This is a genomic window from Kribbella sp. NPDC059898, from assembly GCF_042730855.1.
Taxonomy (GTDB): Bacteria; Actinomycetota; Actinomycetes; order Propionibacteriales; family Kribbellaceae; genus Kribbella.
Genome location: NZ_JBHWKR010000020.1, coordinates 49,607 through 68,853, shown reverse-complemented (window position 1 = coordinate 68,853; position 19,247 = coordinate 49,607). Strand labels below are relative to the sequence as shown.

Sequence of the window (19,247 nt, the reverse complement as noted above, 5' to 3'; positions counted from 1 at the left end):
AGGTGAACGATCTGCCGCCTCCTGTCCCGAAGCTCGACGCGCGCCGGCTGGTGGACGAGGTGAATCGCAGTACCGGGGCCGGGCTGGAGTTCGTCGGGGCGGCGGACGGTGGTGAGGTGGGGGCGGCGTTCGTGCGGTGGCAGGACGGGCGGGACGGGGTGCTGACGCGGGCGGCCGGTGGGGTCGAGGAGTTGCGGCGTACGGCGGCTGCGCTCGACGCGGCGCGGGGGCTGGGGTTGCCGGTGCCGCGGTACCAGTTGGTCACCGCCGGCGGGGTGGTGCAGGAACGGCTGCCGGGGCGGGCGCCGGAGAAGGTGGACCGGGCGTTGCTGGAGGCAATGATCGCGCTGGCGGACCGGTTCGCCGGAATCGCGCCCGAGTTGCCCGTGCCGTCGATGTACCTGCTGGAGAGCGGCCCGGGCTTCTGCCTGCACGAGTCCCTCGAGCGGTACGACGACCGCACCCGGAAGCTGCTCGGCTGGATCCATGAGGTCGGGCGTAGTGAGCCCGGCGGGATGACCGGCAACGACCTGGTGCACCTCGACTTCCACCCCGGGAACGTGCTGGTCGACGACGCCGGCACCATCACCGGCATCGTCGACTGGGACGGGATCGGCCGCGGGGACCGGCGCTTCGGCCTGGTCACACTGCGGTTCAGCGCCCACGTCCGGCTACCCGGCGCGGACCTCGCCTGGTACGACGAGTTGCTCCGGGCCGCCCTCGAACCCGGCGTACTGCGCCTCTACTGGGCTCACATGGCGCTCCGCCAGGTCGACTGGTCGATCCGTCATCACACCGCGGCGGACGTCACCCACTGGCTGGAGTTCGCCGCGCCTACCCCTTGACCGCGCCTTCCTCGACGCCCTTGAAGAAGAACCGTTGCAGGGTGGCGAAGACGATCACGATCGGGATGAACGCGATCATCGTGCCGGCCGCGATCAGCCGCGGGTTGTTGCTGAACGTCCCGGACAGGTACTGCAGGCCGACGGTCAGCGTGTACTTGTTCGGATCGGTGAGCACGATCAGCGGCCAGAGGAAGTCGTCCCAGGCGCCGATGAACGCGAAGATCGCGATCACGCTGATCGTCCCGCGCACGGACGGCAGCCCGATGTACACGAACCGCTGCCAGGCGTTCGCGCCGTCCACGATCGCGGCCTGATCCACCTCCAGCGGCAAGGCCCGGAAGGCGTTGTACATCAGCAGCACGTTCAGGGCGCCGATCATGCCGGGCAGCGCGACACCGAACAGCGTGTTCGCCAGCCCGAACTCCCGGACCGTGACGTACTGCGAGATGATCGTGACCTCGCCCGGCAGCACCAGCGTCGCGAGGAACAGCCCGAGTACGATCTTCCGCCCGCGGAACTGCAGCCGCGAGATCGCGAACCCGGCCAGCGACGCCCCGATGATGTTGCCGCCGACAACCAGGAACGCGACCACCAGCGAGTTCCGCGCATAGTCGAGCACCGGGATGGTGTCGGTGACTTCCTTGTAGTGACTGAACGTCGGTTGCGCCGGGAGCAGTCGCGGGATCCGGGTGTAGATGTCGTCGCCGGAGCCCTTCAGCGACGTCGACAGCTGCCAGAGGAACGGCCCGATCGTGATCAGCAGCACGAACACCAGCAGCACGTACCGCGCGACCTTCTCCCGCGGCGACACCGAGTTGAACCCGAAGGAACGGCTGCGCTTGCCGGCCGGAGAAGCTGAAGGTTTCGAGACGGGTCGCTCGGTCACAGCCGTCATGCCTCGGCTCCTCTACGGTTCAGGCGCGCCAGCACCAGCATCGGTACGACGGTGACGAAGAACAGCACGATCGACAGCGCCGACGCGTACCCGAGGTTGCCCTCGAAGCCCTGGCTGTACTGCTGGATCAGCATCACGACCGAGTTGTCCCGGCCGCCCGGTCCGCCCTTGCCGCCGCTCAGGATGAACAGCTCCGAGAACACCCGCAGCGCCGACACCGAGATCAGGATCGAGATCAGGATCATCGTCCCCCGGACGCCGGGGATCGTCACGTGGATGAACCGGCGCAGCGGCGACGCGCCGTCGACCGCGGCCGCCTCGTGCAGCTCCCGCCCGACGTTCCCGAGAGCGGCCAGGTAGATGATCATGTAGTACCCGAGCCCCTTCCAGATCGTCAGGCTGATCGCGCTCAGCAACAACAGCCACTGGTCGGACAGGAACGGCAACGGCCCAGAGATGAACCCGAGCTTCTCGGCCAGCCCGTTGACCAGGCCGCGGTCGTCGAGGATCCACTGCCAGATCAGCGCCACCACGACCGCGGACGCGACCACCGGCGTGTAGAACGCCGTACGGAAGAAGGTGATCCCGGGCAGCTTCTTCTCCACCAGTACGGCGAGCAGCAGCGGCAGGACCGTGAGGAACGGCAGGCAGACCACCATGTAGATCACGCTGTTCAGCAGGGCCCAGCGGAGCTGCTCGTCGTGCAGCAGGGTCTCGAAGTTCTTCAGCCCGACGAAGTGGCCGCCGCCGATCGGCCTGGCGTTCGTGAACGACAGGATGACGGTGTTGATCGACGGCCACAGGTTGAACACCAGCAACCACGTGAGTGCTGGGATCACCAGCACCCACGGGGTGAACCACCGGTTGTAACGCATCAGGAGGTGAGCAGCTGGTTGGCCTTCGCCACCGCGGCGTCGAGGGCCGCCTGCGACGAGATCTTGCCGGAGATCGCCAGCGAGATCTGCTGCCCGATGAAGTCGTTGGTCGCACCACTGATCACCGGCGGCTGCAGGTTCTTCGCCTTGGCCAGCGACTGGAACGCGAGCACCTTCGCGTCACTCTCCGGCGTACCGTCGGACTTCGAGAAGTACGGGTCCTGCGCGGAGGCCTTGGTGGACGGGAAGATGTTCACGATCTTCGCGAACGCGGCCTGGTTCTCGGCGTTCGTGACGAACCGGGCGAGCGCGATCGCGGCGGCCTGGTTCTTGGTCTTCGCCGACACCGACAGGCCCTGCACGTACAGCGGCGGAGTGTCGAGCGCCGGCGACGGGACGACCTTGCCCTTCAGCGACGGGTTGTCCTTCATGAAGTCCTGGATCGCGTTGCCACCACCGGTGGTCCAGGCGACCTTGCCCTGGGTGAAGAGCTTCGAGTTGCCCAGGTACTCGTTGGTCAGGATGTCGCGCGGCATGTATCCGGCCTTGTAGGCGTCGCGGTACTTGTCCAGCAGCGCCGCGGCCTCGGGGGTGTTGAAGACGAACTTCTTGCCGTCGTCGGAGAGGATCTTGATCCCGGCGTTGGTGAAGTCGCCGATCCCCGGCAGCCGCGACATCAGGTATTCCTTGCCGCCGGTCTTGTCGTGCATCGTCTTCGCGGCCGCGAGCAGCTCGTCGAAGGTCTTCGGCGGGTTCTTCACGTCCAGGCCGGCCGCGGCGAACTTGGTCGCGTTCCAGTAGTCGATGTCGGTGTTCAGGTACCACGGGTAGCCGAAGGTGCCGCTCATCCCCTGGTACTGGTACGCCTGCACACCGCCCGCGACGTACTCGTCGTTCAGCTTCGGGTCCGCGGCGGCGACGTCGAGCAGCATGTTCTGCTTGGCCAGCGACAGCGCGAAGTCCGGCGGCAGGTTGGTCACGTCCGGGAGCTGGCCGGCCGACGCCTGGCTCAGCACCTTCTTGTCGTAGCCGTCGCCCGGCTGGTCCAGCCAGGTGACGTGGGTGCCCGGGTACTTGGCCTCGAACGCCTTGATCACGCCTTCGACGTACGACGTGAACTTGGGCTTCAGCGCCCAGGTCTGGAAGCTGACCTCACCGGTCACCTGGGCGTTCGCGTCCACGGTCGGCTTGGCCCCGCTGCTGCTGCCGGAGTCCTCGGAACCGAGGCCGCAGCCGGCGAGGGTGAGGGCGGCGGCGGCAAGAAGTGCCACGAGCGCCGGACGGCGTCTACGCATGGGATCTCCTGGATTTGATAAACCGGTATAGCTCCCGAACTATCCACATCGTAGAATCCGCTGTCAAGGGCAGGAGGTACCACGATGGCGAGACCGACGATCGCGGACATCGCGACCAGGGCCGGGGTGTCGAAGGGCGCCGTGTCGTTCGCACTGAACGGCCGGCCGGGGGTCAGCGACGCGACCCGCGAGCGGATCCTGAAGATCGCCGAGCAGATGAGCTGGCGGCCGCACAGCGCGGCGCGGGCGCTCGGCGCGTCCCGGGTGGACTCGGTCGGGATGGTGATCGCCCGGCCGGCCCGGACACTCGGCGTCGAGCCGTTCTTCGCGCACCTGCTGTCCGGTGTCCAGTCCGGCCTGTCCGCGGAGTCGATCTCGCTGCAGCTGCTGATCGTCGAGGACACCGCGGCCGAGATCGAGGTGTACCGACGGTGGGCGTCGGAGCACCGAGTGGACGGCGTGATCCTGGTCGACCTGACCGTGAAGGACCCGCGGATCGACGAACTCAAGGCGCTGGAGCTGCCGGCCGTGGTGATCGGCGGCCGCGGCGGCAAGGGCGCGCTCGCCTCGGTCTGGGCCGACGACCGGGACGCGATGCTGGCCATCGTCGAGTACCTGGCCGCGCTCGGCCACCGCCGGATCGCCCACGTCGCCGGTACGCCGAACTTCCAGCACACCCAGCGCCGGATCCGCGCGGTCCGGGACGCGGCGCCGCGGCTCGGGCTGCTCGACGCGCCGTCGCTGACCACGGACTTCAGCGACGCGGAGGGCGCCGCGATCACCCGCAAGCTGCTCTCCCAGCCGAACCGGCCGACCGCGATCGTCTACGACAGCGACGTGATGGCGGTGGCCGGCCTCGGGGTCGCGATGGAGATGGGCGTCGCGGTGCCCGGCGAGCTGTCGATCGTCGCGTTCGACGACTCGATCCTCACCCAGCTGATGCACCCGGCGCTGACCGCGCTGTCGCGGGACACCTTCGAGTTCGGCCGCCAGGCCGCGGAGGTGCTGCTGGACACGATCGCCGACCCGGCCACGGTGATCAACCGGCGCAGCGCCGATCCGGTGCTCACCGTGCGCGAGTCGACAGCCCCACCCGCGTAATGTTTGCGCTACCGGCCTAAACCGATTTAGCATCCCCGGCATGGCATTGCAGACCACCGCGCCCAGATTCGGTGCGAACTACGTCCCGTCGGCGGGGTGGTTCTACAGCTGGCTCGACTACGACGGCGACGCGGTCCGGCGGGACTTCGCCGACCTCGCCGGGATGGGTCTCGACCACGTCCGGGTGTTCCCGGTCTGGCCGTGGATCCAGCCGAACCGGGCGATCATCCGCGAGCAGGCGATCGCCGACCTGCTGGACACCATCGACGCCGCGGCCGAGCACGGCCTGACGGTCGCGGTCGACCTGATCCAGGGGCACCTGTCCAGCTTCGACTTCCTGCCGTCGTGGGTGCTGACCTGGCACAAGAGCAGCCTGTTCGAGGACCCGACGGTCCGCGAGGGCCTCACGGCGTACGTCGACACCGTGGCGCGCGCGGTCGCGAGCCGGCCGAACGTCTTCGCGATCACGCTCGGGAACGAGGTCAACAACCTCTGGCCGGACAGCTCCACCACCCCCGCGACCTCGACGGCGTGGGCACACGAGCTGCTGATCACGCTGAAGAAGGCGGCGCCGAACGTCCTCGGGCTGCACTCGGTCTTCGATGACGCCTGGTACAAGGGCGACCACCCGTTCCTCGCGACGGACGCCGTGGACCTGGGTGACCTGACGACCGTGCACTCGTGGGTTTTCAACGGGGTCTCACGAGTGGACGGTCCGCTCGGGCCGGCCACGCTCACGCACGCCGACTACCTGGTCGAGCTCGCCCGGTCGCTCGCATCGGAGCGGCCCGTCTGGCTGCAGGAGGTCGGCGTACCGGGTCCGGACATTCCCGTCGACCTGCAGGCCGAGTTCACCCGCCGTACGGTCTCGCACGTGCTGACGAATCCGGCGCTGTACGGCGTGACGTGGTGGTCGTCGCACGACATCGACCGGCGACTGCTCGACTTCCCGGACCGTGAGTACGACCTCGGGCTGTTCACCGTCGACCATCAGCGGAAGCCGGCGGCGCAGGCGTTCGCGGAGGTGATCGCCGACGTCCGGCTGAACGGCGTACCGCGGCAGGCTCCGGTGGCCACGCTGACCGCACCGGTCGACCTGCGGACCGAGCCGGACCGGCGTGCGGAAGTTGCCCCCGGCAGCGAGTTCCACCGGCGGTGGGTCGCGGCCCGCGCGGACGGCCCGGTCCGGATCAGCTCGTAAGCACCTGACGCAGTTCCTGGTTGACGTTCGTACCGGGGGCCGGGTCGTAGTTGCCGAGGTGTACGGCGGTGTACCCGAGCTCCGGGTACCACTCGGCGCTCGTGCTGACGCCCGGTGCGCCGCCGGTGTGGCCGGTGACTAGTCCGCCGTTGAGGATCGAGCTGTCCACGCCGTACCCGAAGAAGTTGATGATCTCCGGCAGCCCGGGCTTGGCCGGCAGCGTCCCGAGCGAGAACTTCGGCGTCACGAACACGTCCCGCCAGGTCGGGCTCAGCAGCTTGCCGCCGGTCAGCGCCTCGACGAACCGCACCAGGTCGGGCGCGTTCGCGAACGCGTTGCCCGCCGGGGTGCCGATCAGTCCGAACCTGCCCGCGGCGAGGGCGTCGTACCGCGTGCCGGACTCGTCGGTGGGGTACGGATGCGCGAACCGGCGGTCGGTCCGCCACTGGCTGAGCAGGGTGAAGCCGGACGACGTCATACCGGCCGGGCGGAAGATGTTCGTACGGATGTAGTCGTAGTACGAGACGCCCGCGATCTTCGCCACGATGCAGCCGAGGACGTGGAAGCCGGAGTTGCTGTACTTCGAGGCGGTGCCCGGCGCGAACGCGAGCGACTCGGTGCGGATGTAGCGCAGGATGCCGTCCATGGTCTGCTGCGGCGTCGTCCAGGTCGCGGACTCCTCCCAGTACCCGGGGAGTTGCATGTAGTCGCCGAGGCCCGAGGTGTGCGTGAGCAACTGGTGGATCGTGACCTTGTCGCCGGCCTCGAATCCACTGAGGTACTTGCCGATCGGATCGACCAGGTCGAGCGCCCCCCGCTGCACAAGCTGCCCGATCGCGACCCCGGTGAACAGCTTCGTCACCGAGGCGAGACAGAAGATCGTGTCGTCCCGGTTGCGGATTCGCCGCTCCCGATCGGCATACCCCATCGAGCGCGACAGCACCGTGCGACCGTCCTTCAGCACCAGAACCGTGCCGGAGAACGAATCGTCGGCCTGGAGCTTGTCCAGGTACTTCTCGAGTTCGTCGAACGACCCGGGTTCCCGCGCCGAGCTGGGACGGGCCCAGGCGCCACCGGCGACCACCGGTACGAGCGCCAGACCTGACCGCCGGAGAAACGTGCGCCTGCTGCTCTGCTGTGCCAAGGGAGTGCTCCTCACGTGATCGATGACCACTGAGATCCAACTCGGCGAGCTGTTTCCCTGGCGTTACTGCTTCGCGATCAGCGCCTCGATACCGTCCAGGATCCGGGCCAGCCCGAACTCCAGGTCGTCGTCGAGCTCGTCCTCGTACTCCGCGTTCAGGTACAGCGACGCCACCGTCGGGTAGCCGCCCTCCACCAGCCGCGGCACCAGGAACCGGCCGACCTGCTCGGCCTGCACCGGCGTGCCGTCCCGGTTGCCGAGCTGCCGCGCGAGGCCCGCGTAGTTGCGCGCCCAGCCGTCCAGCAGCATCAGGCAGCCGAGGTTGTCGTGCTGGTTCAGCCCGGTCTGGTCGAGCGCCGCGAGCATCACCTCGACCCAGCGCAGCACGTTCGGCGTGAACGGCGCGCCACGGATCGGTACGTCGAGCAGCCACGGGCGTTCGGCGTACTGCTTGACCTGGGCATCGACCCACGCGATCGCGGCCGGCCGCCAGCCCTCCGGGAGCTCCGGCGGCGGGCCGATCGCCTTGTCGTGGACCAGCACGATCAGCTCTTCCTTGGAGCGGACGTACCGGTACATCGCGTTCGTGGTGACGCCGAGCCGGCCCGCGATCCGCTGCAGCGAGATCGCCTCGAACCCGTCCCGGTCACCGAACTCGATGCCGGTGGCCACGATCTGCTCGACCGTCAGGGCCGGCTTCGGGCCGCGCCGCTGCACCGGCTGCACACCCCAGGAGAGGGCGAGCCCCGGCGGCAGCTCCCCGCGGTCCTCGGTCATACCTCCCATCCTGTCGTACGCCGGACAGCCCGGAAAAGGGGTGCTAGCACCACCTCGAAACGGGTCCTGAGCACCGCGTGGGCGAAACTGTTCAACCTATACGCTTTTTCACATCGGAACCCGCCGGAAAGGACCCACTCCCATGAACACCTTGCTCGAAGCCCTGCTGACCCCCGACCAGGTCGCGCTCACCGACGCCGACCGCCGCGCCGCGATCGCCCGGCTGGACAGCGCCGTACGGCAGGCCGCCCTCACCCCGTCCCAGGCGAGCGACCGGCACGACCGGGTACTCGCGGCCCGAACCCGCGGCGAGCTCCGGAACATCCTGTCCGGCGTCGCGAACGCCGCCCCGCCGCGCGGTCTGACGCTGGCGCTGCAGGCCTTCACCGGTGTCTGGCTGGTCGCCTGCGTCGTGCAGTTCGTGGTCTGGGTGGCGCTGGCGGTCTTCGGTCACTTCGACGGTCCGTGGTGGCTGTGGTCGGACCTCGGCCTCGGCGCGATCGTGGCGATGCTGTGGTGGACGAACGAGTCGTACCACCGCAAGAGCGACGTACTGGTCGCCGCATGAGTGCGCCGGTGCAGCTGACCGACGTACGGAAGGTGTACGGCACGGGGCCTGGCGCGGTTGATGCGCTGGCCGGGGTGACGTACGGGTTTGCCGCCGCCTCGTTCACTGCGGTGATGGGGCCGTCGGGGTCGGGGAAGAGCACGTTGCTGCACTGCGCGGCCGGGCTCGACACACCCTCGGCCGGGTCGGTGGAGCTGGCCGGGCAGTCGTTGGACGGGTTGGACGAGACGGCGTTGACGGAGTTGCGGCGGGAGCATGTCGCGTTCGTCTTCCAGTCGTTCAACCTGATGCCGGCGCTGACCGTGCGGCAGAACGTCGTACTCCCGATGACGCTGGCCGGGAAGCAGCCGGACAACGCGTGGGTGAGCGAGGTGATCCGGCGCGTCGGGCTCGGCGAACGGGTCCGGCACCGGCCGAGCGAACTGTCCGGTGGACAGCAGCAGCGGGTCGCGATCGCTCGGGCGTTGGCCGGGCGGACCGCGATCACGTTCGCGGACGAGCCGACGGGGGCGCTCGACACCAGTACTGCGCTCGAGGTCCTGACGCTGCTCCGCGACCAGTCCCGCCAGCTCGGTCAGACGATCGTCATGGTCACCCACGACCCGGTCGCCGCGTCGTACGCCGACCGCGTGGTCTTCCTCGTCGACGGCCGGATCGTCTCCGAGTCGACCGCCCCCACCCCGGCAACCGTTGCCGCCGAACTCGCCCACCTCAGCACCACCCGCCGCTCCACGACCACCGGCTGACCGCTCCCGCGCGCACCTCCGCGCCTCGGCCTGACCCACCTCGTCCCCACCGTTCGTTCTACCTGCCCAAAGGAGACCCGGATCATGTTCCGCCTCGCCGTCACCACCCTGCGGTACCGGACCGCCGCGTTCCTCGCGATCTTCGTCGCGGTCCTGCTCGGCGGGGCCCTGCTCAGCGCCGCCGGAGGACTCCTCGAAACCGGTCTCCGCCTGAACGCCCCACCCCAGCGCCTCGCCGCGGCCCCCATCGTCGTCACCGGCGACCCGGCCTACCACCCACCGGACGGCAGCGGCTCAGCCGCCCTCCCGGAACGCCACCGCGTAGACCCCACCCTCCTCACGAAACTCACGAACACCCCGGGTGTGGAGAAGGCAGTCCCCGACCGCTCGTTCCCCGCAGTGCTCACCCCCGCCGCAGGCGTGCTTGCTGGGCATGGGTGGGCGGCTGCTGCGCTCACGCCGTACCGGCTGACTGCAGGGCAGGCGCCGCGGAGCGGACAGGTGGTACTGGACGAGCGGCTGGTTGGGGGCAGCAAGCTTGGGGATCGAGTGACGGTCACCGTTGCGGGTGAGCCGCGGACGTACACGCTCGCGGGTACGGCGCACGCCGAGCACCAGGTCGACGTACCGGCGATCTTCTTCGCGGACGCCGACGTACCGGCCGGCGTGGATGCCATCGGGGTGTTTCCGGCGGACGGTACGTCGGTGCGGGACCTCGTGAAGCGGCTCGACCTCCCCGTCGGGGTGAAGGCGTACACCGGGGACGAGCGAGGTGTCGCGGAGTTCTCGGGAATCGCGACGAGCCTCCCGTTGATCATCATGTCCGGCGTGTTCGGCGGCATGGTGGCCGTGGTGATGGCGCTCGTGGTGTCCGCCACCATCGGCCTCTCGGTGCGCCAGCGCCGCCGCGAACTCGCGCTGCTCCGCGCCAGCGGTGCCACCCCGCGTCAGGTCGGGAAGATGGTGATCGCCGAGACCATGGTGGTCGGCGTCCTCGGCCTCGTCCTCGGCCTGTTGTGCGGGCGCATCGCCGGCACCTGGATCTTCGGGATGCTGGCCGACGGCGGCATCGTCCCGCCGCAGCTGCGCTTCGACCAGGGCCCGCTCCCGTTCGCCGGCGCCGCCGTACTGACCTTCGCCGTACTGCGCGTCACGGTGGGTTTCGCCGCCGCCCGGGCCGCCCGGATCCGGCCGATCCAGGCGCTCGCGGAGGCCGCCGTACCGAACGTCGCGCTCGGTCGCGTCCGGCTGCTGATCGGCCTGGTCTTCGCCGGCGGGACCGTCGCGATCGCGCTCTCCACCCCGTTCATGGGTCCGGCCAACGCCGCGGCGATCGGCGGCCCGGCGGGTCTGACCGGCTCGATCGCGGTCGCCGTACTCGCCCCGCTCGTCATCCGGCGCGCCCTGCTCCCCCGGATCACCCGCCTGGTGGAGAAGCGCGGTACCAGCGGCACCCTCGCCGTCATCAACCTCCGCGTCCGCGCCGTCCAGTTCGGCGCGATCCTGGTCCCGATCACGATCGCCACAGCAATTGCCATCGGCAACATCTACTCCCAGACCACCCAGCAACAGGCTGCCGTCGACGCCTTCACCAAGAACCTGGACGGCGACGTCGTCATCAGCTCCACCACCGGCGGCATCCCCGCGTCGCTGACCGCCGCCGCCCAGACCATCCCGGGTGTCACCAAGGTTTCCGAACTGGTCCGCAGCAAGGGCTGGATCGAGGAGCCGTACGACAAGTCCCACACCAGCGACGCCTGGCCGCTGCTCGGGCTGAGCGGCCCGGTCTACAAGGGCAAGGTGAAGAAGGGCTCTCTCGACGACCTGACGGGCAACACGATCGCGATCCCGCCCGGTACGGCGAAGAAGCTCAAGGTCGACGTCGGCTCGGAGCTCGGCGTACGGCTCGGCGACGCCGCGCTGGTCAAGCTCAAGGTGGTCGCGCTGGCCGAGGGACCGTCGGGCTACGAGTCCCTCCTGCTCCCCGCGCAACTCCTCGCCGCCCACACCACGACCGGCCTCCCCAGCCAACTGCTGCTGAAGACCGATAACAAGAAGGCCGCCCTCAAGACCGATCTGTCCAAGTGGCCCGGTACGTCGATCGGCGGCCGGAGCGTGCTTGCCGACGGGCTGGACACCGGGCTCGGCGTGGACGCGTGGATCGGCTACCTGCTCGCGGCGATCGCGGTCGCGTACACGGCGATCGCCTCGATCAACACGATCGCGGTCGCGGTGCTGGACCGGCGCCGCGAGTTCGGGCTGCAGCGGCTGACCGGGTCGACGCGCCGCGAGGTGTCCCGGATGCTCGGCCTGGAGGGGCTGCTGATCGCGGCGCTCGGGCTGGTCGCGGGGCTGGTCACGGCGGCGTTCACGGTGTTCCCGATCGCGGTCGCGACCCGTGGCTGGCCGCTCCCGTCCGGGCCGGCGTGGATCCTGCTCGCCTGGGTGGCCGTCGTACTGCTCCTGGTGCTGCCGACGACCGCGATCACCGGCCGGATCGCGATGCGCGCCAAGCCGATGGACGCCCTCAGCTCACCGCTCGGCTGAGTTTGCGGAAAGAAGTCGTCACCAGGCGCGAAGTTCTTTCCGGACAGCGGGTCAGCCCGCGGGTTCGACCCACGCGTAGCCGCCGTCTTCCAGGCGTACCACCTGGAGGCCGGCGGCCAGGCGCCGTACGTCGTCGGTCTCGATCACGCCCGTGGCCGGGCCGGCGATGTCCAGGACGATCGCGGCCGCGCCCTCCTGGACCGCCGCGGTGGCGACCAGTTCGGTGCGCTGCGGCATCGGGCGGGCCGCCGGATCCCAGCGGGCCAGGCTCTCGGTGCCGGTGAACGCGAGCAGCGCGTTCCGCCCGTCCTGCCCCTGGAGCAGTACGACGGCCATGTCGGAGGTCTTGTCCCGCGCGAGCCCGTTCTCGTCGTACTCCACCTCGCCGAGCATCGCCACCACCGGCACCAGCAGCCGGACCCGGGTGAGCGCCGCGAGCATCGCACCCTCGTCCCCCGCGGCCAGCGCGGCCGCCAGCGCCGGATCCGCCGTACCGTCGTCGTTGTCGAACCCGGTGAAGGCCAAGCGCCGCTCTGGTTGCACGCCTGCATTCTCCCCTGTCCACTGTTTCAGGGGTACGTCAGGGCTGTTCCCCTCTTGGTTCACGGGCCATCTGTGCGAGCCTGGATATGTGCCTACTTACGACGCTTCGACGCTACTGCCGCTCTGTGCGGGCTTGACGCTGCTCGGACTGATCGGCTCGTGGTTCGCCTGGCGGCGGCGCGGGATCGCGGCGGGGACGCGTGGGGTGGCCTGGTCGCTGCTGCCGGTGTCCCTGTACATGACCGGCCTGTTGAAGGTTCTCTGGGAGGTCGTACGCTCGGTCGTGAGCTGGGCCGCCCACCTGATCTTCTCGCCGACCGTCTGGGCCGGGGTCGCGCTGTTCGGCGTCTCGGTCGTGCTGTACGTCGTCTCCGGCATCGCCCGCGGCCGCACACCCAAGGCATCGGAGAAGAAGAAACCCGCCTCGCCCGCGGGAGAGCTGACCAGCACGGGACCCGCGCCGGCCTCAGCTACCACCGCCAAAGCTGCCAAGCCGTCAAAGGGGAAGGCGAAGCAGCCGGAATCGTCGGAGTTCGACGAGATCGAGGACATCCTGAAGCGCCATGGAATCAACTGAGAAAACCGCTGACCACGGTTCCCCCCTGACCATCGACTCGCTGCTGGACAACGTTCAGGCCGGCCCCCCGCGCCTGGGCAGGATCCGGCTGATCGGCATCGACGGACCGGCAGGCTCCGGCAAGACCACCGTCGCCGCCCGCCTCGAGGCCCGCGCGAAACTGCGCGACCTGAACACCTCCGTGATCCACATGGACGACCTATACGACGGCTGGACCGGAGCCGAGCGTGGATTCGCCCTGCTCCGCGACCACGTCCTGCAACGGCTGGCCGACGGCCGCGAGGGACGTTACCGCCGGTACGACTGGTACAAGCGCGCGTACGACGAGCTGCACGTCGTACCGAACACCGTCGACCTGCTGATCGTCGAAGGGGTCACCGCCTGCGACCGGGACGCCGCGCACTGGCAGTCGCTGCGGCTGTGGGTCGAGACGTCCAACCAGGTCCGCCTGGACCGCGGGATCGAACGCGACGGCGAGGCGCTCCGCGACCACTGGCTGGAGTGGATGCGCTGGGAGCGCGACCACTTCGCCGAGCAGGCGACCCGGTCCCGGGCGCACGTGATCGTCGACGGCAACTCGTCGATCCCGTTCGACCGGGAGCTCGAACTGGTCACGACGTCGGTGGCGCTGCCTCTCCACGACTCTGCTGCTTCCTGACGGCGATCAGGCGCGCCTGCGGGTGGTGGGTCCACTCGCCGACGGGCGCTGCCGCGAGGTACCGCGCGCGCAGGTCGGCGATGTACGCGTCACCGCGCTCCAGCGCCCGCGCCCGGAGCGGGCCGTGCAGGTTGGCGGCGTCGAAGTACGCCGCCGCGTCCGGGTGCACCATCGGGTACGAGACGAGTTCGTCGCGCTCGATCACCGCGCCGTCGAGGGCCGGGATCAGCGCGTCCTCCCAGGCGCTGTCGCCGCGGCCGACGATCTCGTCGAGCAGCGCGAACGGGCCGCTCTGCTCCGCGACCTCCGGCCAGTAGACGACGCACAGCCGGCCGCCTGGGCGCAGGACGTCGTACCACGACCGGATCCCCGCCGCCGGGTCCGGCAACTGCTGGAGACCGAACACCGACACCACCGCCGCGGCAGCCCACGCCGGGTCGAGCCTGGTCGCATCGGCCTGCACCACCTCCACCTCGCCCACCACCTCACCCGCCGGACCACCCACCCCACCGTCCGCCGGCGCGCGGCTTGCCGCGCGTTGGCGGGCGCGGCGGACCATCTCGGCTGAGAGGTCTATGCCGACGAGCTTTCGCCCGGGAAAGCGTGGGGCGAGCAGGTCGAGCTCGGGGAAGGTGCCGCAGCACGGTACGAGGACCGGGCCGTCCGGCAGCGACGACCCGATCGTGTCGACGGCGGCCCGGACCCACGGCGCGAACCGCGGGACGAAGTACTGCTCGTAGCCCTCAGCGGCCTGGTCCCAGCTCTCGGCCAGCCGGGAGAGCCGGTCGGTCACGCCTGCAGCCCGTCCCAGGACCACTGGACGACCGCCTGACCGTCCTGGATGTCCTCGCCGCGGTGCTGGTACATGGTGTTGAACGTCGCCCAGGCGAAGTAGTCGTGCAGCACCTGACGGACCCGCGGGTCAGTCAGACCGGCGTCGGTCATCGCCTGGTCGAAGCAGTCGATCGCGAGCCGGTTCATCTCGTCGTGCTCGCCGTTCCCGGAGTGCAGCCGCTGGACGAACGCCTCGGTCTCGTACGTCGTCGTGTACGCCGGCGGCCCGCCGAGGGCCTCGCCCCAGTACGCCGCCAGCCGTTCGGTGTGATCGGGCTTCGCCCCGCCGTGGAACGCGTGGCTGACGACCGGATCGGCCATCACCAGCTCGTGCCAGGCGGCCGCCAGCCGCACCAGTCCTTCGGACCCACCCGCCGCCTCGTAAACGGTCTCCATGGCGGCAGTCTGCCCCAACTCGGCGAGCTGGTCACGGGCGTGCGCACGCTCCGGTTCGGATCCCGCGAGCGCGAGCGCCTGCCCGTACGCGGTGATTGCCTCGGGCAAGCGGCCGAGCCGGTGCAGCAGGTCGGCCCGGGCGACGGCGTACGGGTGGTAGTCCCGCAGCCGGGGTTCGGCGGCCAGCTCGTCGAGGAGCGCGAGCCCGGCCTCGGGGCCGTCGCGGAACGCGATCGCGGCGGCGCGGTTGAGCGCGATCACCGGCGAGGGCTCGAGTTCGAGGAGTACGTCGTACAGCTGAACGATCTGCGGCCAGTCGGTGGCGGCGAAGTCGGGTGCCTCGTCGTGCACGGCGTGGATCGCGGCCTGGACAGCGTACGGTCCGGCAGCCCCGCCGGTGAGCGCGGCGACGACCAGGGCGCGGCCTTCGGCGATCAGGTCCTGGTCCCAGCGGGTGCGGTCCTGGTCTTCGAGCAGGACGATCGCGCCGTCCGGTCCGCTGCGGGCGTCGCGGCGGGCGTGGATCAGCAGCATCAGCGCGAGCAGACCGCCGGTCTCACGTTCTGACGGCAGCAACCGGTGCAGGATCCGGGCCAGGCGGATCGCGTCCTCGGCGAGATCCAGGCGTTGCAGGTACGGCCCGGAGCTGGCAGCGTACCCCTCGGTGAAGACCGAGTAGATCACCCGCAGTACGCCGGGCAGCCGCTCCGGCAGCTCGTCCGGACCGGGGACCCGGAACGGGATCCGGGCCTCGCGGATCTTCTTCTTCGCGCGGACGATCCGTTTCGCCATCGTCGCTGTCGGCACCAGGAACGCGCGCGCCACCTCCGGCGTGGTCAGCCCGGCCAGGCAGCGGAGCGTCAGCGCGCCGCGGTCCTCCGGGGCGAGGGCCGGGTGCGCGCAGGTGAAGAACAGCTGCAGCCGTTCGTCCGGCAGTTCGTCGCCGACGGGCTGCGGCGCGGGGCGGTCCGCCTCGACCTGCAGGATCGCGAGCTTCGCGGCGTACACCTGGTCGCGCCGGAGCCGGTCGACCGCCTTGCGCCGGGCGGTCGTCATCAGCCAGCCGCCCGGGTTCGGCGGTACGCCGTCCACCGGCCAGCGGGTGAGCGCCGCCTCGATCGCCTCGGACGTCACCTCCTCCGCCAGGTCGAGGTCGCCGAACCGCCGGGCGAGCGCGGCCAGCAACCGGCCGCGCTCCTCCCGGAAGACGTGCTCGACCTGGTCCATCAGCCGAAGTCTGCGACCGGGCGGACGTCGACCGAGCCGCCGCCCCGCGACCCCGGGCACTTCGCGGCCCAGTCGAGCGCGACGTCCAGGTCCGGTACGTCGATGACGTAGAACCCGCCGAGCACCTCCCGGGTCTCCGCGAACGGCCCGTCCACCACGGTCCGCTGCCCGTCGTTCGCGACCTGGACCCGGGTCGCGGTGACCAGGTCGGCCAGCGACTCGGACGCGACCACCACGCCCGCGTCCTGGATCTCCTGGTCGAACCGCATCCAGTCCTCCGGCTCACACCCGACGGGCGCGTTCCGCGGGTCGAGCTCACCGGCGTTGATCAGCAGCATGTATTTCACGTCGTACCTCCTGAGTGGCTGTCTACACCATCACCACGAACGGGCTCGGCCTGAATGGACACGCTAACGACAGGAGGTAGTCGGTTCGGCGCCGATGTCGCCCGCGGCGCCAGGCGGGCGCGGGGACGCCGCCGTGGACTACCTCCTGTCGTTAGCCGCGGATCGGTGAGGATAGGGGCATGAGCGTTCTACCTTCAGGCGAACAGTGGGTCCTGCGTGGCGGCGGGTACGAGGCGACGGTGGTGAGTGTCGGCGGCGGGTTGCGCGGGCTCAGCCACGACGGCCGCCCGGTGCTGCTCGGGTACGGCGAGGACGAGCTGGCGCATGCCGGGATCGGCCAGCACCTGTTCCCGTGGCCGAACCGGATCACCGACGGCGAATACACGTTCGACGGCGTCACCCAGCACCTCCCGCTCAGCGAACCCGCCCGCAAGAACGCCATCCACGGCCTCACCCGCTGGGCCAACTGGGACCGCGTGGACGACGGCTCGGACGAGTCGACCGCCACTGTCACCCACCGCCTCCACGGCGAGCCGGGCTACCCCCACCAACTGGACCTCCGCGTCGACTACCACCTGACAGACCGTCTACAGGTAACGGCAAGTGCTACCAACATCGGTAGGACCGCGGCGCCGTACGGTTACGGAGCACATCCGTATCTGACCGTAGGACGCCAGCTGGACGAATGCGTACTCGAGTTCGAAGCAGCCGAACGCCTGGAACTGTCGGAAAGGATGACCCCGACCGGTTCGGTTCCGGTAGAAGGGTCGGCGTACGACTTCCGCGGCGGCCGCAGCATCGGCGCCACCGTCATCGACAACGCGTTCACCGACCTGCCGGGCACATGGTCGGTCACCCTCACCGACCCGGACACCGGCAACCGGTCGGTCCTGCGCAGCGACACCAAGTGGCTGCAGCTGTTCACCGGCGAACCCGTCGGCCGTACGGCGCTCGCCGTCGAGCCGATGACCTGCCCGCCGGACGCGTTCCGCACCGGTCGGGACCTGATCGTCCTGCAGCCGGGCGAATCGCACACGACTACGTTCCAGGTGTCGGTCTAGCCCCGGCGCCGTGTTCGCGGGCGACCGCCGCCAGTTGCTTGGCGGCGCGGGTCGCCCGCGCGCCCTCGGCGGCCTGCACCGCGAGGATCCCGATCCGATTGTCGTCGGCATCGAACAGCTGCAGCCACGCGTCCCCCGGCCGGAACCGCAGCGCGGTCACCTCGGACCACTTCAGCGTGTACGACTTGAACACGTTCCGCACCCGCAAGCGGTCCGGGTACGCCGTCACCCGCAGCGTGGACATCCGGTACAGGATCCACAGCACCGCGCCGAAGAACGCCAGCAGCGTGCCCCGCTGGAACCAGTCGAACGTCGCCCGGTCCGCCGGCGACAGCCGGAACCAGATCACCCCGAACACGGCGATCAGCGACAGCCCCATGCCGGCCGCCATCCCGCACACGATCCGGGGATGGAACGTCAGCAGCCGGTCCCGGGACGCCATCTCAGATCCGGCACGCGTGGATGTCGGTGGTGAGGATCGCGCGCGCACCGACCTCCCACAGCTGGTCCATCAGCCGCTGCGCGTCGGCCCGCCGGACCATCACCCGGACGGCGACCCAGCCCTGCCGGTGCAGCGGCGACACGGTCGGCGACTCCAGCCCGGGCGCGACCGCGGTGGCCGCGTCCACGTCCTCGGCGCGGATGTCGTAGTCCATCATCACGTAGTTCCGCGCGATCAGGACGCCTTCGAGCCGGCGGACCAGCTGCTGCAGGCCGTTCGGCGGGGTGTCCACGCCGTGCCGCTTGATCAGCACGGCCTCGGACCGCAGGATCGGCTCGCCGAACACCTCGAGCCCGGCCTGGCGCAGCGTCGTACCGGTCTCGACGACGTCCGCGATCACGTCCGCGACACCCAGCTGGACGGCCGATTCGACGGCGCCGTCCAGGCGGACGACCGACGCCTCGACACCGTTCTCGGCGAGGTGGTCCTGGAGGACTCCGGCGTACGAGGTGGCGATCCGCTTGCCGGCCAGGTCCTTGATCGAGTCGGCGACGCCGGGACGGCCGGCGAACCGGAACGTCGACGAGCCGAACCCGAGGCCCATGATCACGTCCGCGTCCGCGTGCGAGTCGAGCACCAGGTCGCGGCCGGAGATGCCGACGTCGAGGGTGCCCTCGCCGACGTACACGGCGATGTCGCGGGGGCGCAGGTAGTAGAACTCGACCTCGTTGGCCGAGTCGGTCAGGGTGAGGTCCTTGGTGGTCCGGCGCTGCTTGTAGCCGGCTTCGGTGAGGATCCCGATGGCGGCTTCGCTCAGCGAGCCTTTGTTCGGTACTGCGACGCGCAGCATGGCGACTGCCCTTTCTGGGGGTGTGAACCGGTGATCTGTGGGAGGTCGCTCCTACAGATGTCGGTACACGTCCTCGAGGTCCAGGCCGAGCGCGTGCATCATCACCTGGGCGTGGTACAGCAGCTGCGACAGCTCCTCGGCGGCCCGCTCCTTGCCCTCGTACTCGGCGGCCATCCAGGACTCGGCGGCCTCTTCGACCAGCTTCTTGCCGATCGCGTGCACGCCGGCATCCAGCGCCGCCACGGTCCCGGAACCCTCCGGCCGCGTCCGCGCCTTCTCACCCAACTCGGCGAACAGCTCGTCAAAAGTCTTCATCGC

21 protein-coding genes are annotated in these 19,247 nt (G+C 69.8%); 9 read left to right on the top strand and 12 right to left on the bottom strand.

Features of this window, described 5'->3' with window-relative positions:
* Positions 1-2: 2 nt before the first annotated feature.
* A complete protein-coding gene (locus tag ACFV9C_RS39835) occupies positions 3-845 on the top strand; it encodes a phosphotransferase (RefSeq protein WP_380202312.1) in 843 nt (280 codons plus the stop codon).
* On the opposite strand, the gene ACFV9C_RS39830 is transcribed toward ACFV9C_RS39835, so the two are convergent.
* The 3 genes from ACFV9C_RS39830 to ACFV9C_RS39820 are packed head-to-tail and all read right to left on the bottom strand — an operon-like array spanning position 835 to position 3,910.
* Complete coding sequence (locus ACFV9C_RS39830) at positions 835-1,740, bottom strand: carbohydrate ABC transporter permease (RefSeq protein WP_380202310.1); 906 nt, start codon at positions 1,738-1,740, stop codon at positions 835-837. The two genes, ACFV9C_RS39835 and ACFV9C_RS39830, sit on opposite strands and share 11 nt — an antisense overlap.
* Positions 1,737-2,615 (bottom strand): carbohydrate ABC transporter permease, encoded by an 879-nt coding sequence (locus tag ACFV9C_RS39825; RefSeq protein ID WP_380202308.1) that lies wholly within the window; start codon positions 2,613-2,615, stop codon positions 1,737-1,739. The genes ACFV9C_RS39830 and ACFV9C_RS39825 overlap by 4 nt, the downstream gene beginning before the upstream one ends.
* Positions 2,615-3,910: an ABC transporter substrate-binding protein gene (locus tag ACFV9C_RS39820; protein ID WP_380202306.1), complete on the bottom strand. Its 1,296-nt coding sequence runs from the start codon at positions 3,908-3,910 to the stop codon at positions 2,615-2,617. Before ACFV9C_RS39820 ends, ACFV9C_RS39825 begins: the two co-directional genes overlap by 1 nt.
* Before the next feature lie 84 nt (positions 3,911-3,994).
* Here ACFV9C_RS39820 and ACFV9C_RS39815 point away from each other — a divergent pair, with 84 nt between their 5' ends.
* Complete coding sequence (locus tag ACFV9C_RS39815; RefSeq protein WP_380202304.1) at positions 3,995-5,011, top strand: LacI family DNA-binding transcriptional regulator; 1,017 nt, start codon at positions 3,995-3,997, stop codon at positions 5,009-5,011.
* 40 nt (positions 5,012-5,051) lie between these two features.
* Positions 5,052-6,212 carry a glycosyl hydrolase gene (locus ACFV9C_RS39810; protein WP_380202302.1) on the top strand — a complete coding sequence of 387 codons (1,161 nt, stop codon included), beginning with the start codon at positions 5,052-5,054 and terminating at the stop codon, positions 6,210-6,212.
* Here ACFV9C_RS39810 and ACFV9C_RS39805 read toward each other — a convergent pair.
* Complete coding sequence (locus ACFV9C_RS39805) at positions 6,202-7,356, bottom strand: serine hydrolase domain-containing protein (RefSeq protein WP_380202300.1); 1,155 nt, start codon at positions 7,354-7,356, stop codon at positions 6,202-6,204. The genes ACFV9C_RS39810 and ACFV9C_RS39805 overlap by 11 nt on opposite strands.
* Positions 7,357-7,419: 63 nt before the next feature.
* On the bottom strand, positions 7,420-8,133 hold the full coding sequence (locus ACFV9C_RS39800; RefSeq protein ID WP_380202298.1) for a TetR/AcrR family transcriptional regulator: 714 nt from the start codon (positions 8,131-8,133) through the stop codon (positions 7,420-7,422).
* Positions 8,134-8,275: 142 nt separating this feature from the next.
* Between ACFV9C_RS39800 and ACFV9C_RS39795 the strand changes: the two genes are divergently transcribed.
* The 3 genes from ACFV9C_RS39795 to ACFV9C_RS39785 all read left to right on the top strand — a co-directional run bounded on the left by ACFV9C_RS39795 (position 8,276) and on the right by ACFV9C_RS39785 (position 11,994).
* Positions 8,276-8,701, top strand: a complete 426-nt coding sequence (locus ACFV9C_RS39795; protein ID WP_380202296.1) for a DUF1707 domain-containing protein — start codon at positions 8,276-8,278, stop codon at positions 8,699-8,701.
* The gene (locus tag ACFV9C_RS39790) at positions 8,698-9,447 is read left to right on the top strand and encodes an ABC transporter ATP-binding protein (RefSeq protein ID WP_380202294.1); all 750 of its coding nucleotides are present in this window, start codon (positions 8,698-8,700) and stop codon (positions 9,445-9,447) included. Before ACFV9C_RS39795 ends, ACFV9C_RS39790 begins: the two co-directional genes overlap by 4 nt.
* Positions 9,448-9,531: 84 nt before the next feature.
* Positions 9,532-11,994, top strand: a complete 2,463-nt coding sequence (locus ACFV9C_RS39785) for an FtsX-like permease family protein (RefSeq protein ID WP_380202292.1) — start codon at positions 9,532-9,534, stop codon at positions 11,992-11,994.
* A gap of 51 nt (positions 11,995-12,045) precedes the next feature.
* Here the strand turns inward: ACFV9C_RS39785 and ACFV9C_RS39780 are convergent, their stop codons facing one another.
* Positions 12,046-12,537, bottom strand: a complete 492-nt coding sequence (locus tag ACFV9C_RS39780) for an SseB family protein (protein ID WP_380202290.1) — start codon at positions 12,535-12,537, stop codon at positions 12,046-12,048.
* A gap of 88 nt (positions 12,538-12,625) precedes the next feature.
* Here ACFV9C_RS39780 and ACFV9C_RS39775 point away from each other — a divergent pair, with 88 nt between their 5' ends.
* Together ACFV9C_RS39775 and ACFV9C_RS39770 are read left to right on the top strand one after the other, a co-directional pair.
* Positions 12,626-13,114 (top strand): hypothetical protein, encoded by a 489-nt coding sequence (locus ACFV9C_RS39775; RefSeq protein WP_380202288.1) that lies wholly within the window; start codon positions 12,626-12,628, stop codon positions 13,112-13,114.
* Positions 13,101-13,772 carry a uridine kinase gene (locus ACFV9C_RS39770; RefSeq protein ID WP_380202286.1) on the top strand — a complete coding sequence of 224 codons (672 nt, stop codon included), beginning with the start codon at positions 13,101-13,103 and terminating at the stop codon, positions 13,770-13,772. Before ACFV9C_RS39775 ends, ACFV9C_RS39770 begins: the two co-directional genes overlap by 14 nt.
* Here ACFV9C_RS39770 and ACFV9C_RS39765 read toward each other — a convergent pair.
* From ACFV9C_RS39765 to ACFV9C_RS39755, 3 genes are read right to left on the bottom strand one after another with little or no spacing between them, the layout of a single operon-like run.
* Entirely contained in the window at positions 13,726-14,565 is an 840-nt protein-coding gene (locus ACFV9C_RS39765) for a class I SAM-dependent methyltransferase (RefSeq protein WP_380202284.1), read from the bottom strand. The two genes, ACFV9C_RS39770 and ACFV9C_RS39765, sit on opposite strands and share 47 nt — an antisense overlap.
* The gene (locus tag ACFV9C_RS39760) at positions 14,562-16,229 is read right to left on the bottom strand and encodes a DUF6596 domain-containing protein (RefSeq protein WP_380202282.1); all 1,668 of its coding nucleotides are present in this window, start codon (positions 16,227-16,229) and stop codon (positions 14,562-14,564) included. The genes ACFV9C_RS39765 and ACFV9C_RS39760 overlap by 4 nt, the downstream gene beginning before the upstream one ends.
* Positions 16,229-16,567, bottom strand: a complete 339-nt coding sequence (locus ACFV9C_RS39755) for a YciI family protein (protein ID WP_380202382.1) — start codon at positions 16,565-16,567, stop codon at positions 16,229-16,231. The genes ACFV9C_RS39760 and ACFV9C_RS39755 overlap by 1 nt, the downstream gene beginning before the upstream one ends.
* A gap of 188 nt (positions 16,568-16,755) precedes the next feature.
* Here ACFV9C_RS39755 and ACFV9C_RS39750 point away from each other — a divergent pair, with 188 nt between their 5' ends.
* Positions 16,756-17,637, top strand: coding sequence for an aldose 1-epimerase family protein (locus ACFV9C_RS39750; RefSeq protein WP_380202280.1), 882 nt, complete (start codon positions 16,756-16,758; stop codon positions 17,635-17,637).
* On the opposite strand, the gene ACFV9C_RS39745 is transcribed toward ACFV9C_RS39750, so the two are convergent.
* The 3 genes from ACFV9C_RS39745 to ACFV9C_RS39735 are packed head-to-tail and all read right to left on the bottom strand — an operon-like array spanning position 17,615 to position 19,244.
* Complete coding sequence (locus tag ACFV9C_RS39745; RefSeq protein WP_380202278.1) at positions 17,615-18,079, bottom strand: PH domain-containing protein; 465 nt, start codon at positions 18,077-18,079, stop codon at positions 17,615-17,617. The genes ACFV9C_RS39750 and ACFV9C_RS39745 overlap by 23 nt on opposite strands.
* Position 18,080: 1 nt before the next feature.
* Positions 18,081-18,929: an ATP phosphoribosyltransferase gene (gene hisG, locus ACFV9C_RS39740; RefSeq protein ID WP_380202276.1), complete on the bottom strand. Its 849-nt coding sequence runs from the start codon at positions 18,927-18,929 to the stop codon at positions 18,081-18,083.
* Positions 18,930-18,980: 51 nt separating this feature from the next.
* Positions 18,981-19,244 carry a phosphoribosyl-ATP diphosphatase gene (locus tag ACFV9C_RS39735; protein WP_141853093.1) on the bottom strand — a complete coding sequence of 88 codons (264 nt, stop codon included), beginning with the start codon at positions 19,242-19,244 and terminating at the stop codon, positions 18,981-18,983.
* Between the last annotated feature and the right edge of the window lie 3 nt (positions 19,245-19,247).